Annotated in this window: 12 protein-coding genes and 1 other RNA gene; 3 read left to right on the plus strand and 10 right to left on the minus strand. The window is 65.2% G+C overall.

The annotated features are described in order from the left end of the window. The first annotated feature begins 1 nt into the window (after position 1). Positions 2-832 carry a substrate-binding periplasmic protein gene (locus ABNW52_RS11515; protein WP_349587800.1) on the plus strand — a complete coding sequence of 277 codons (831 nt, stop codon included), beginning with the start codon at positions 2-4 and terminating at the stop codon, positions 830-832. A 202-nt stretch (positions 833-1,034) separates the two neighbouring features. Beyond that, positions 1,035-1,547, plus strand: coding sequence for an acyloxyacyl hydrolase (locus ABNW52_RS11520; protein ID WP_349587802.1), 513 nt, complete (start codon positions 1,035-1,037; stop codon positions 1,545-1,547). Positions 1,548-1,612: 65 nt separating this feature from the next. On the opposite strand, the gene pdxR is transcribed toward ABNW52_RS11520, so the two are convergent. Continuing rightward, positions 1,613-3,124 (minus strand): MocR-like pyridoxine biosynthesis transcription factor PdxR, encoded by a 1,512-nt coding sequence (pdxR, locus tag ABNW52_RS11525; RefSeq protein ID WP_349587805.1) that lies wholly within the window; start codon positions 3,122-3,124, stop codon positions 1,613-1,615. A gap of 154 nt (positions 3,125-3,278) precedes the next feature. Between pdxR and gabP the strand changes: the two genes are divergently transcribed. After that, the gene (gene gabP, locus ABNW52_RS11530; protein ID WP_349587808.1) at positions 3,279-4,682 is read left to right on the plus strand and encodes a GABA permease; all 1,404 of its coding nucleotides are present in this window, start codon (positions 3,279-3,281) and stop codon (positions 4,680-4,682) included. 574 nt (positions 4,683-5,256) lie between these two features. On the opposite strand, the gene tolQ is transcribed toward gabP, so the two are convergent. From tolQ to rnpB, 9 genes are all read right to left on the minus strand, one after another. Then, a complete protein-coding gene (tolQ, locus tag ABNW52_RS11535; RefSeq protein ID WP_349587810.1) occupies positions 5,257-5,925 on the minus strand; it encodes a protein TolQ in 669 nt (222 codons plus the stop codon). A gap of 15 nt (positions 5,926-5,940) precedes the next feature. Beyond that, entirely contained in the window at positions 5,941-6,501 is a 561-nt protein-coding gene (gene tsaC, locus ABNW52_RS11540; protein WP_349587812.1) for an L-threonylcarbamoyladenylate synthase type 1 TsaC, read from the minus strand. Between the two features lie 71 nt (positions 6,502-6,572). Next, the gene (locus ABNW52_RS11545; RefSeq protein ID WP_349587815.1) at positions 6,573-7,292 is read right to left on the minus strand and encodes a substrate-binding periplasmic protein; all 720 of its coding nucleotides are present in this window, start codon (positions 7,290-7,292) and stop codon (positions 6,573-6,575) included. A gap of 247 nt (positions 7,293-7,539) precedes the next feature. Next, positions 7,540-8,817, minus strand: coding sequence for a phosphoribosylamine--glycine ligase (gene purD, locus ABNW52_RS11550; protein WP_349587817.1), 1,278 nt, complete (start codon positions 8,815-8,817; stop codon positions 7,540-7,542). Positions 8,818-8,880: 63 nt separating this feature from the next. Then, positions 8,881-9,501 carry a lipid IV(A) palmitoyltransferase PagP gene (gene pagP / locus ABNW52_RS11555; RefSeq protein WP_349587819.1) on the minus strand — a complete coding sequence of 207 codons (621 nt, stop codon included), beginning with the start codon at positions 9,499-9,501 and terminating at the stop codon, positions 8,881-8,883. A 155-nt stretch (positions 9,502-9,656) separates the two neighbouring features. After that, the gene (gene purH, locus ABNW52_RS11560) at positions 9,657-11,234 is read right to left on the minus strand and encodes a bifunctional phosphoribosylaminoimidazolecarboxamide formyltransferase/IMP cyclohydrolase (protein WP_349587822.1); all 1,578 of its coding nucleotides are present in this window, start codon (positions 11,232-11,234) and stop codon (positions 9,657-9,659) included. Between the two features lie 185 nt (positions 11,235-11,419). Beyond that, positions 11,420-11,656 (minus strand): helix-turn-helix domain-containing protein, encoded by a 237-nt coding sequence (locus tag ABNW52_RS11565; RefSeq protein WP_174873430.1) that lies wholly within the window; start codon positions 11,654-11,656, stop codon positions 11,420-11,422. Between the two features lie 24 nt (positions 11,657-11,680). After that, positions 11,681-12,709: a tRNA dihydrouridine synthase DusB gene (gene dusB, locus ABNW52_RS11570; protein ID WP_349587824.1), complete on the minus strand. Its 1,029-nt coding sequence runs from the start codon at positions 12,707-12,709 to the stop codon at positions 11,681-11,683. A gap of 182 nt (positions 12,710-12,891) precedes the next feature. Beyond that, an RNA gene (gene rnpB / locus ABNW52_RS11575) (RNase P RNA component class A) lies at positions 12,892-13,341 on the minus strand. Between the last annotated feature and the right edge of the window lie 98 nt (positions 13,342-13,439).

A 13,439-nucleotide genomic window follows, 5' to 3' on the forward strand; every position in this document is an offset into this window, starting at 1 on the left:
CATGCCTAATCGACTCTCTCGCCTGTGCCTGCTGCTGACCGTGCTGGCAGGGCAGCCGGCCAGCGCCCAAGCGGCACTGCAGCCGCTGCTGCTGGCCCTGGGTGAACACAAGCCGCCCTACATCCTGCAAGACAAGAATGCCGGTATCGAATACGAGCTGACCACCAGCGCCCTGCGCCTGGCCGGCTACGAGCCGCAGGTACTGTTCATGCCCAACCAGCGCGCGCAGCTGGCACTGGCCGACGGCCGGGTGGATGCCGCCATCTCGCGCAATGGCCCGTTCGTGTCCGTGCCCTACATCGCCTATCACAATATGGCGATCTCGCTGTGCACGCCGCGGCTGCGGCTGGACAATATCGCGGCGCTGGGGCGCTTCCGGGTGGCCGGCTTCCACAATGCGCAGCGCTTTCTCGGCGCGGAGTTCGCCGAGATGGCGCGCAACAATGCCGACTATGTCGAGGTGTCGCCACAGCCCATTCTGGGCAACCTGTTGTACAGCGGCCGCGCCGATGTGGTGATCTCCGATCTGTTCATCTTCTTGCAGCTGCCATTGCCGCCCAACTTGCCGACCAGCAGCCGGCAACAGCCAGTGTGCAGCCACGCGCTGTTTCCGCCGACGCTGTATTCGCTGTCGTTCCGTAACCCGGAAGCCCGGCAGCGCTTCAACAGCGCCATCCGCCAGCTGGCCCGCAGCGGTTTTTATGAACAGCTGGCGCAGCGCTACAAGCTGCAGGACAAGCAGGGCCGCGCGCTGTTCAGCCCGGACACCATTGTCCGCACCCCGCAAGGCGGCCAACCCTGGACGCTGTCCAGCGTCGCGCTGCTCAAATAAGCCACCGCGGCGCGGCCCCGCCCGCGCCGCCACTGTGGCGTCCACGCACCTCCCCCGCACCAGCCGTTGTGGCGCCGTGCCGACACTGGCGGCAGTTTCTGTCCGCAGCGGTGCGGCCAACTTGTTGCCTTTCCCCCACTTTCTATACTCCAGCTAAGCGCTGCTTTTCTGTCATGTTGTTGTCGCGAAAAGGATGCCAAACATGAAGAACAACACCATCCTGGCCTGCCTGCTGTGCGCCGCACTGGCAAGCCACGCCGCCGCACTGGATCTGTCGGTTGGCGCCGGCAGCAACGGTGAAGGCGCCAACTACTTCCGCCTCGGCGGGCAGCAGGCGTTCGATAACAGCTGGTGGCAAAGCCGCCATGGCCGGCTGACCGGCTACTGGGACGCCGCCGTCAGCTACTGGCAGGCACGGGAAAGCCAGGACAACCAGTCACTGTCGCTGTCGCCGGTGCTGGTCTACCAATTCCACGGCGACGGCATCCGCCCCTTCATCGAAGCCGGCATCGGCCTGGCCGCCTTCCGCCACACCCGGGTGGATGACCACCAGCTGGGCAGCGCGCTGCAGATGGAAGACCGCCTGGGTGTCGGCCTGCGGCTGGGCGACGGCCATACCCTGGGCCTGCGCGCCATCCATTATTCCAACGGCGGGCTGCAGCAGCCCAACGATGGCATCGAAGGCTATTCGCTGTACTACCAGTGGCAGTACTGAACGCCTGCGGCCAACCTTGGGGGGCCTGGGCCTGCGGCTGGCGTCATGCCGCGCCATAGGCGCGGCTATGGCGCGCAGCAGCGGTGGATCACCTGCGCCAGGGTGGCAAAGTGGCGGCCGATATCGGCCTCGTCCACGTGGGCGTAACCCAGCAGCAGGCCGGGCTGCGCATTGCTGCCGCGGTAGTACTGGCTGAGCGGCCGGGTGAGGATGCCGGCGGCCATCGCTGCCGCGCACACCGCCAGATCGTCGCTGCCCGGTGGCAGCCCCAGCACCAGGTGCAGGCCGGCGGCGCCGTCGTGGATCGGCAGCCGCTCGCCGAAATGCTGGCGGATGGCAGTCAGCAGCGCCTGCCGCCGCCGCGCGTACAGCTGGCGCATGCGGCGGATGTGGGCGACAAAGTGACCCTCGGCGATGAAGTCGGCCAGCACCGCCTGGGTCAGATACTGGCCGCCGCGGTACAGCTCGGATAGCCCGGTCTGGAAGCTTTCCACCAGCGCCTCCGGCACCACCATATAGGCCAGCCGCAGCCCCGGGTAGATCACCTTGGAAAAGGTAGCCAGGTAGATCACCCGCCCGTGCGGGTCCAGCCCCTGCAGCGACGGCAGCGGCGGGCGGCCGTAACGGAACTCGCTGTCGTAATCGTCTTCCACGATCCAGCTGTTGTGCCGCCGCGCATAGGCCAGCAGCCGGCGTCGCCGCGCCAGGCTCATCACCGCCCCCAGCGGATACTGGTGCGACGGCGAGGCGTAGATCAGCTTCGGTTCGCCCTGGCGCGCGCCCTCGTCCACCTTCAGCCCCTGCTCGTCCACCGCCACCGGTAGCGTCTCCAGCCCGGCGCTGCGCCACACGCTGTGCACCCCCCAGTAGCCCGGCTCCTCCACCCAGGCGCGCTCGCCGGCATCGGCCAGCAGCAGCGCCACCAGCTGCAAGGCGGCGTGGGCGCCATTGGTGACGATGATCTGCTCCGGCGAACAGCGCACCCCGCGCGAGCTGCGCAGGTAGTCGGCCAGTTGCTGCCGCAGCGCCGGCAGCCCCGGCCCCACCGCGTAGGTGAGCAGGTCCGGCTGCGGCTTGCGCCACTGGCGGTTGTGCAGCCGCATCCAGATGCGCGCCGGAAAGGTGCGCACCTCCGGCACCCCGGGCATGAACGCCCCCCATTGCCGCTCGCCGGCGCCGGCCTGCGCCACCAGCGCCTGGCCGCGCGCCGAGATCGCCGGCCGCAGCGCGCTGGGCGGCGCCGGCGGCTGCAGGCTGTCGCGGCCCACCAGCCGGTCCGGGCGGGTATCCAGCACGAAGGTGCCCTGGCCGACGCCGGCGCTGACATAGCCCTCTGCGGCCAACCTTTCGTACACGTGGATCACCGTGTTGCGCGCCACGCCCAGCTCGATCGCCAGCTGCCGCGACGACGGCAGCCGCAGCCCCGGCGGCAGCTGCTCCTGCAGCATGGCGTCGCGCAGCAGGCGGTACAGCTGCTGGTTGTTGGCCTCGCGGCTGTGCGGGTCGAACTGCTGCTGCACCAGGTCGCCCAGCAGTGGCGAACTGGCAGCCGCAGCGGGAAGCGGCAGCCATGTCATGGGTAATTGGCTCCATCAAAAAAACAGGATTGGGTCTAATTATATCGCCAATGGCCCCTTACACTGCCGCCCTGCATTCCCCCCGATGCAGCAATAACAACAAAACAACAAGGGCCGCCCCCGGCCTACCCTGGACCAATAGAGAGAAAGATTGATGAGCGCTCCCTCCTCCGGCTTGAGCCACGGGCTCAAGCAACGTCACGTCACCATGTTGTCGATTGCCGGCGTCATCGGCGCCGGCCTGTTCGTCGGCTCCGGTCACGCCATCGCCGAAGCCGGCCCGGCCGTGCTGCTGGCCTATGCCATCGCCGGCCTGCTGGTGGTGATGGTGATGCGCATGCTGGGTGAAATGGCGGTTGCCTCGCCCGATACCGGCTCGTTCTCCACCTATGCCGACCGTGCCATCGGCCACTGGGCCGGCTACATCATCGGCTGGCTGTACTGGTGGTTCTGGGTGCTAGTGATTCCGCTGGAAGCCAACGCCGCCGCCACCATCCTGCACACCTGGTTTGCCGGCGTGCCGATGTGGCTGTTCGCGCTGGGCATCACCATGCTGTTGACCATCACCAACCTGTTCAGCGTGAAGAACTACGGCGAGTTCGAGTTCTGGTTCGCGCTGGTAAAAGTGGTGGCCATCGTCGCCTTCCTGGCCATTGCCGGCGCCGCCATCTGCGGCCTGATTCCGGGCAGCCAGGTCAGCGGCGTGAGCAATCTGTTCAGCCACGGCGGCTTCATGCCCAACGGCTTCGGCGCGGTGCTGGGCGCCATGCTCACCACCATGTTCACCTTCCTCGGCACCGAGATCGTCACCATCGCCGCGGCGGAATCCGACAACCCGCAGCAGCAGATCACCAAGGCCACCAACTCGGTGGTATGGCGTATCTGCCTGTTCTACCTCGGCTCCATCTTCGTGGTCACCGCGCTGGTGGCGTGGAACGATCCGTCGCTGCCGCTGCAGGGCTCCTACCAGCGCACGCTGGAGCTGATCGGCATCCCCAACGCCAAGGCCATCGTCGACGTGGTGGTGCTGGTCTCGGTGGCAAGCTGCCTGAACTCGGCGCTGTATACCGCCTCGCGCATGCTGTACTCGCTGTCCAGCCGTGGCGATGCGCTGCGCCAGTTCGGCGCGGTGGCCAGCAACGGCACGCCGCAGAAAGCGGTGCTGGGCTCGATGGTGGTGGGCTTCCTCACCGTGATCGCCAACTACCTGATGCCGAAGGAAGTGTTCGACATCCTGCTGGCCACCTCCGGCACCATCGCCCTGCTGGTTTATCTGGTGATCGCCATCTCGCAGCTGCGCATGCGTAAACAGCTGATCGCCCGTGGCGAAACCCCGGCGTTCAAGATGTGGCTGTTCCCGTGGCTGACCTGGGCGGTGATCGTGTTCATCTGCGCCGTGGTCCTGCTGATGGCCTTCCGCCCGGACCACCAGATCGAAGTGATCGGCACCGGCGTGCTGACGCTGGCACTGCTGGTGGTGGGCTGGGTACGCTCCCGCCTGTTCGGCACCCCGTGGCGTCGCAGCAGCACGCTGCGCCCGGCCGCCAGCCGCGCCTGATTTGTTTGACCCTGCTGTGTCACAGCACTCGCCCGTCGCCGCTGCGACGGGCATTTTTTTGCTTACCGCCCGCTACTGCCGGGCGTTCCGCAGGCAAGGAACAAGGTTGGCCGCCAGCCGGCAGCAAATGACGGAACGCCCTGCGGGGCTTACGCGCTACCACAAGTAGCTTGGTGTCGAGCGCAGCGAGGGCCAACACTCAGCGTGCCGGGTTTTGTATCCGCTACGCGGATGTTGTTTGACGTCGCCGGTTCCGCCCGGCGGACGGGCCAGGGGGCGTGCCGCCGCCCCCTGACAACCCCGCTCGCCCTAGTGGTCCGCGAAACCCCGACCAAAACGGCATTCACCAGACGCCGGCAATTTGCCGTTTGCTAACGTCAAACAGCTCAGCTGCCGTCTTAACACCTGGCGAACACCATTTTGGCCGGCGCTCCCCGTAGGGCAATCTGGCGCCACACCACGTTGGCCGCATGCTTTTTAGGCTTGATCGCCAAGACGGTATCTGCATCTTCACGCCGCAGCATGAAAAAAGCCGCCCACCCGAAGGTGAGCGGCTTCACACAGCTCAGCCGGCTCAGCGTGCCGCCAGCCGCTGCAGGATGTTGGAAAATTCTTCCATGAACGAGTCGAAACGCCCGGCCAGGCGATCCACGTCGGCGGCGAAGCGGTTGTAGGCCACCACCGCCGGAATCGCCGCGAACAGGCCGATGGCGGTGGCGATCAGCGCCTCGGCAATGCCCGGCGCCACGGTGGCCAGCGTGGCCTGGCCGGCGTTACCCAGCCCGATGAAGGCGTGCATGATGCCCCACACCGTGCCGAACAGGCCGATATAGGGACTGACCGAGCCGACGGTGGCGAGAAAGCTGTTGTGGTGATCCAGCGCGTCCAGCTCGCGCTGCGCGGCGGCGCGCATGGCGCGGCGGGCGCCGTCCAGCTGCTCGGACGACTCCACCCCGGCCTGGCGGCGCAGCTTGAGGAATTCGGCGAAGCCGGCCTGGAACAGCTTCTCGCTGCCGGCGGCGTCGCTGTTGACGCGCGAAGTCTCGTACAGGCTGCTCAGATCCACGCCGCTCCAGAACTTCTGCTCGAAGTCCTGGGTGGCGCGGCGCGCACGGCGCAGCACCGCCAGCTTGTTGAAAATGATGCCCCACGACAACAGCGACAACAGCACCAGCCCGGCCATGACTAGTTGCACCGGCAGACTGGCATGAACGATCAGGCTGAAGATGGAAATTTCCTGCACATTGGCTCCTTGCGATCAACGCAGCACGCGGCCGCTGTCCAGATCGATGATGGTGGATGGTTTGCGGCGCTTGCCGATGCGGCCGGACAGCGTGTGCACGCGCTCGCCAAAGGCGGTGCGGCAGGCACGCGCGGTACGCAGTGATTTTTGCCCGGCGCGGTTGGCCGAGGTGGACACCAGCGGCGAACCCAGCGCCTGGCACAAGGCGGCGGCCGGGCCATGGCCGGTGACACGCACCGCGATCTTGTCATGGCGGCCGCGCAGCAGGTGCGGCACCCGGCGCGAGGCCGGCAGCAAAAAGGTATACGGTCCCGGCCAGTACTGGTTGACGACCGCCAGCTGCGCCGGTGTCAGCGGCCGGATCAGCGGCCGCAGTTGCGCCAGGTTGGCCGCAATCACGATCAGGCCCTTGTGATTGGGGCGCGCCTTGATCGCCAGGATGCGGCGGATGGCATGGACGTTGAACGGATCACAGCCAAGGCCAAAACAGGATTCGGTGGCATAGGCCAGCACCCCGCCATGGCGGAAGCGGGCGCGGGCGGTATGCAGCGCGGCGGCGCGGGGAAGTTGCGGCAACAGTTTTCTCACAGCGGGTAACAATAGGGACCACGGAAGACAGACCGCGCCGCAGCGCGCCGGGTTCCCGTTCAATCAGGCAGATAACGGGCGTTGATTTTAGCGACAGTACCGTCTTTCTGCATCTTGCGCAGCGTATCGTTGAGCTGGGACACCAGCTGGTCGCTCATACTGACATTGCAAGCCAAGTAGAGAAATGTGGTGTTGAAGGTGAGTACCGGACGAATATTGCTGATTTTCTCGCGTGCCAGCAGCAGAGCACCGCTGTATTTGCCGGTGGCCCAGTAGTCGATGCGCCCGGCCAGCAGCTTGCGCACATTGTGTTCGTCCTGCGTGGCCAGGTCGACGTCGAAGTTGCGCGCAATCAGGTACTGCGCCAGCGCATCGCCGGCATAGCCGCCCAGCCGGAAGCGACGCGCGTCTTCCAGATTGTTCAGCACCCGGAGATTGTCACTGCGCGCGTACAGCACCCAGGAAGTCTCCGCCACCGGGCCGATCCACTTGAACTGGCCCTCGCGCTGATCGGTACGGGTAGTGGCATACACACAGGTAGCCGGCTCCAGCACCGCGCGGTTGTAGGCGCGCAGCCACGGCAGCAGCTCAATGCTGTAGCGGATACCGCTGCGCTGCATCAGCTCGCGCACGATATCAGTGGCCGAACCGCTGATCTGCTTGGCCGGGGTCAGCATATTGAACGGCGGATAATCCTCGGTCAGCAACCGTAACTGCAGACTATCGGCAGCCTGGCTGCCGCCGACCAGCAGCAACAGGCCGAATAGTAGGCTGCGCATGGTGATCCCCCCCGACACTCTGTATTTTGAGTGTAGACAGCAAAACGGCGCCCGCAGGCGCCGTTGCAGCGACAGGCAACACCACTGATGCCGCACGGCCAGGTCCGGCAGCGGCGGCCCGTTCCGGCGACGCGACGGCTCCAGCGGCCTCCTGTTTATACGACAAAGCCCTTGCGCCAGGGGCAAGGGCTTTGTCTGCACTCAGTACGGCGCCCGCAGACGCCGTAGTTGCCGCCAGGTTGGCCGCTTACTTCTGGCGACCGATGGCGCGGTTGCCGATGTCGCGGCGCAGCTGCTTGCCGGCAAACTGGATCTGATCGGCCACGGCGTAGGCTTTCTGCTGTGCCATCTTCACGCTGTCGCCCAGCCCCACCACGCACAGCACGCGACCGCCGCTGGTCAGCAGCTGGCCGTCGGCATCGGCGCTGACGCCGGCATGGAAGGTCATGGTGTCGTCGCTATTGGCCGGGACGTTGCTGATCAAGTCGCCCTTGCGCGGCGCATCCGGGTAGCCATGCGCCGCCAGCACCACGCCCAGAGCCACGCGGCGGTCCCAGTCGGCCTCCACCGTGTTCAGCTTGCCGTTGACGCCGGCTTCCAGCAGCACGGTGAAGTCGGACTTCAGGCGCGCCATGATTGGCTGGGTTTCCGGATCGCCGAAGCGGCAGTTGAATTCGATGGTGAACGGGTTGCCATCGGCGTCGATCATCAGCCCGGCGTAGAGGAAGCCGGTGTAGGCGTGGCCGTCGGCCTTCATGCCGCGTACGGTCGGCAGAATGATTTCGCGCATCACGCGGGCGTGAATTTCCGGGGTCACCACCGGTGCCGGGCTGTAAGCACCCATGCCGCCGGTGTTGGGGCCCTGGTCGCCGTCTTTCAGCCGCTTGTGGTCCTGGCTGGTGGCCATCGCCAGTACGTGCTCGCCGTCCACCATCACGATGAAGCTGGCTTCCTCGCCCTGCAGGAAGTCCTCGATCACCACGCGGGCGCCGGCATCGCCCATCTTGTTGCCCACCAGCATGTCGTCGATGGCGGCATGCGCTTCGTCCAGCGTCATCGCCACCACCACGCCCTTGCCGGCGGCCAGGCCATCGGCCTTGATCACGATCGGCGCGCCCTTGCGGCCAACGTAGTCATGCGCGGCGGCGGCATCGCTGAAGGTCTCGTAGCCGGCAGTGGGAATGCCGTGGCGCTGCATGAAGGCCTTGGCAAAATCCTTAGAGCTTTCCAGCTGCGCGCAGTATTGCGTCGGGCCGAAGATCTTCAGCCCGGCGGCGCGGAAGGCGTCCACCACCCCGGCGGCCAGCGGCGCTTCCGGGCCAACCACGGTCAGTTCCACCTTCTCGGTGCGGGCAAAGGCCACCAGCTCGGCAATCGCGGTGATCGGCACATTGGTCAGATGCGGATCCAGTGCCGTGCCGGCATTGCCCGGCGCCACGAAGACTTTGGACACGCGGCGGGATTGCGCAATGCGCCAGGCCAGCGCGTGTTCGCGGCCACCAGAACCGATTACCAGGATTTTCATGCTGTGTGCTCTCCATCATGGCGGCAGCGGGCCCAGCCCTGGCTGCCGCCGCGTTGTGCTAACTCATCGCCCGGGCTTGTCGGAAAACTGCCAACGCGCCCAGGTAAACAATACGTTGCCGGCCCCTGCCGCCCCCGGAATATAGGTGGCCTGCAGCGAGAAGCGGCCATACTCCGCCGATACGGTCGGCAGGATCACCGGCAGCGGGACATAATGGTAATCGCTGCGCATGGTCACGCCGGCGGTGAAGCCGGCGCCCAGGCGCCAGTCGCCTTGCGGGCGCCACATCTTCTGGTAGCCATAGCCGACGATGGGTTCGACGTCGTGATGCGAGTCGAGAAACGCCATCGCGTACCAGGCATGCCAGTCGCCCTCGGCGTCGTAGTGATACTTGCCGACGCCCAGCCCCCACGGGTTTTCGTTGTAGCCGTCAATCTTGTCCGCGGCATACATGGCGCGGTTGTGCCAGGTATACAGCGGCACGTACAGCTCATACTGCGACGACTGCCAGGTGGCCGCCATGTTCGCCATTGCCTGATCGCTCAGCCGGCGGGTGCGATCCAGCACGCCGGACGAATCCTCCGGCGCCTCGGCCACCGCCATGGAGGCGTCACTGGCCACCGCCGGCACGCTGGCGGCCGACGCCAGCAACGCGAGGACAACAATACGACTTACTGCTTTCACTGCTTAACCTTTCCTCTCCGCCGCGGCTACGCGCGCGGCCGGGATCAATCGCAAACCCGGCATTTTACTGCACCGCAACATACGGACGGAATACAGTTAGGCAACAGTGTGTTAACAAAGGTTGGCCGCATGCGGCCAACCTTGATCACGCCAGCTTAGTGGCGGAAGTGGCGCACGCCGGTCAGCACCATGGCGATGCCGTGCTCGTCGGCGGCGGCGAACACTTCGTCGTCACGCATCGAGCCACCCGGCTGGATGATGGCCTTGATGCCCTGCTCGGCGATCACGTCGATGCCGTCGCGGAACGGGAAGAAGGCATCGGAAGACGCTACGGCACCCTGCAGGGTCAGGCCGGCATCCTGCGCCTTGCGCGCGGCGATACGGGTGGAGTCGACGCGGCTCATCTGGCCGGCGCCGATACCGGCGGTCTGGCCGTTTTTGCAGAACACGATGGCGTTGGACTTCACGTACTTGGCCACGCGCCAGGCGAACAGCAGGTCGGCCATTTCCTGTTCGGTCGGGGCACGCTTGGTCACCACGCGCAGCTCGTCGAGGCCGACGTTGCGGATGTCCGGGGTCTGCACCAGTACGCCGCCGCCGACGCGCTTCAGCTCGAAGCGGTTGGCACCGGCTTGCAGCGGAATCTCCAGCACGCGCACGTTTTTCTTGGCCGCGATCAGCGCCTTGGCTTCATCGGTAAACGCCGGCGCCAGCAGTACTTCCAGGAACTGGCCGGTAACCGCTTCCACGGTTTCGGCATCCACCGGGCGGTTGAAGGCGATGATGCCGCCGAAGGCGCTGGTAGTGTCGGTGGCGAACGCCAGCTTGTAGGCGCTCAGGGTGTCGGCGGCGATGGCCACGCCACACGGGTTGGCGTGCTTGACGATGACGCAGGCCGGCGCGTCGAAGGTCTTCACCGCTTCCCACGCCGCATCGGCGTCGGCGATGTTGTTGTAGGACAGTTCCTTGCCCTGCAGCTGGCGGTAGTTGGCGATGGAGCCGGCAGCCGGGTCCAGGTCGCGGTAGAAGGCGGCGGCCTGGTGCGGGTTCTCGCCGTAGCGCATGTCCTGCACCTTCACGAACTGGGCGTTGAGGCGGTTCGGGAAGGCAAAGCGTTCCGGCACGCCGCTGTCCACGCCTTCGGCCAGGCTGGTCAGGTAGTTGGAGATGGCGCCATCGTAGGCGGCGGTATGGGTGAACGCCTTCTTCGACAGGTTCAGGCGGGTGAGCTTGGACAGCTTGCCGCCATTGGCCTGCATCTCGTCCACCAGCGCCGTGTAGTCTTCGGCGTCGGTGACGATGGCCACGTGCTGCCAGTTCTTGGCGGCGGAGCGCACCATGGTCGGGCCGCCGATATCGATGTTCTCGATAGCGTCTTCCAGCGGGCAGTCATCCTTGGCGATGGTGGCTTCGAACGGGTAGAGGTTGACGCACACCAGATCGATGTTGCCGATGCCATGCTCTTTCATGGTAGCCACGTGTTCCGGCAGATCGCGACGGCCGAGAATGCCGCCGTGCACTTTCGGGTGCAGGGTTTTGACCCGGCCATCCAGCATTTCCGGGAACCCGGTGTAATCCGATACATCGATCACCGGCACGCCGGCATCGCGCAGCAGCTTGGAAGTGCCGCCGGTGGAGAGGATTTCGACACCAAAGCCAGCCAGTGCCTGGGCAAATGCCAGCACGCCGGTTTTGTCAGAAACGCTGATCAGCGCACGTTCGATCTTGGTCATGGTTTTCTACCGCCTTCAAAGTAAAACGTGGCAACGGGCGAGCCCGCGGCCAACTCAAATCTTGCTGTTTACCGGCCGGCGCCACGGCGCCTGCCAGTGCTGGTGATCCCGTCCCCCGCCCCTGCCTTGCAGGGGAGTTCGCTTGCCAAAATAAAAGCCACCCGGATGCACGGGTGGCTGCTAGGTCAGATCAGGTCGTACGCCTTCATTTTCTTGCGCAGGGTATTGCGATTGAGGCCGAGCAGTTCGGCGGCGCGCGTCTGGTTGCCCTGGGTGTGGGTCAGCACCACTTCCAGCAGCGGTTTCTCCACGCAGGCCAGCACCATGTCGTAGATGGCGGCCGGGGTTTCCCCGTCCAGATCGCGGAAATACTGTTCCATCGCCAGGCGCACGCTCAAGGAAATATCGTCATTGTTTTGCATGATGTTATCGACTATTCCGGGTTCTCAATCGGCCACCGCGTCAGCCTCGGCCACGCTGTCTGCCAGGTATTCCAGCCGCTCGGAATGCTCCGCCAGCCAGTTAAAGTAATCTGCCACCGCCACTTGCTGTTCGGCGGTGCTTTCCAGCCGGTACATCGCCTGGCGGAAGTCATTGCTGCCGCGCAGCCCCTTGGTGTACCAGGCAATATGCTTGCGCGCGATGCGGCAGCCGCTGTATTCGCCGTAGAAATCGTACAGCTCGCTCAAGTGCGCCTGCATCACCGCGCCGATCTCGGCGATACGCGGCGGCGGCAGGATGTCGCCGCTGTCCAGGTAATGCTGGATCTCGCGGAAGATCCACGGCCGGCCCTGCGCGGCGCGGCCGATCATGATGGCGTCGGCACCGGTGTAATCCAGCACGTACTTGGCTTTTTGCGGGCTGTCGATGTCACCGTTGGCCATCACCGGGATACGGATCGCCTGCTTCACTTCGGCAATGGTGTCGTACTCGGCGGCGCCGCGGTACATGTCCTCGCGGGTGCGGCCGTGCAGCGCCAGCGCGGCAATGCCGGCATCCTCGGCCATGCGCGCCACCTGCAGTGCGGTCTTCACGTCCGCGCTCCAGCCGGTGCGGGTCTTCAGCGTCACCGGCACATCCACTGCCTTTACCACTTGTTCCAGGATGCGGCCAACGTTGGCCAGGTCGCGCAGCAGCGCCGAGCCGGCGGCCACGTTGCACACCTTCTTCGCCGGGCAGCCCATATTGATGTCGATGATCTGCGCGCCGTGCTCCACGTTCAGCCGCGCGGCATCAGCCAGCATCTGCGGCTCGCCGCCGGCGATCTGCACCACGATGGGCTCCACTTCGCCTTCGTGATTGGCGCGGCGCAGGGTCTTGGGCGTGGTCCACAGCGCCTTGTTGGCGGTGATCATCTCAGACACCGCCATGCCGGCGCCCATCTGCTTGCACAGCATGCGGAACGGCCGGTCGGTGACGCCCGCCATCGGGGCCACGATCAGGCGGTTCTTGAGCTGGTATGGGCCGATTTGCATTGCAAAAGAAAGGGATGGCAGCGGAAAAGGGTCGCCATTGTACTGCCTTTTATCGCGACGGTAAAAAGCTTTTTGCCTATTTTTTAAGCTATGACAATCGCCAGCAACACTGCGCGCCGGCCGGAAAAGCGAAGCGCCCGTCACGGGCGCGATGGCCGCGCAGTGCGCAGCCGGAATGGAGGGTGGGAAGCCGGTCGATAAGCCGGGTTTTGTCGTTGGACAGTCATTCCTCTAGTCTTGCCGTTACCGACAAGCTCAAGCAACCTACCCGGGTACAGCGCGGGCCACGCCAATGTACCCCTATTTGGTCTTGCTCCGGATGGGGTTTAGCCTGCCGTCCGTATCACTACGTCCGCGGTGCGCTCTTACCGCACCTTTTCACCCTTACCTGTGCCGCTGTCCAGCGTGCTGGCGAACCAGCGCTAATACAAAACGTACGCTGCAAGCAGCGCGTATTCTGCCCTGAACAATGATGTTGCACCCTTGCGGGTGTCACATCCGGCCATCGGCGGTTCAGCTCTCTGTTCCACTTTCCGTCGCCTCACGACGCCTGGCCGTTAGCCAGCATCCTGCCCTGTGGAGCCCGGACTTTCCTCCCCGTGCAAGCACGCGGCGACTGCCTGGCCGACTTCCCGGCGCGGATTGTACCCCATGCGCTGTCATAAAGCTGCCGGCCCTGACAAATATCAACCGGCGGCGCTGGCGCCATTCCTATAATCGCCCCACCCAC

The organism is Vogesella oryzagri (assembly GCF_040148885.1).
GTDB lineage: Bacteria > Pseudomonadota > Gammaproteobacteria > Burkholderiales > Chromobacteriaceae > Vogesella > Vogesella oryzagri.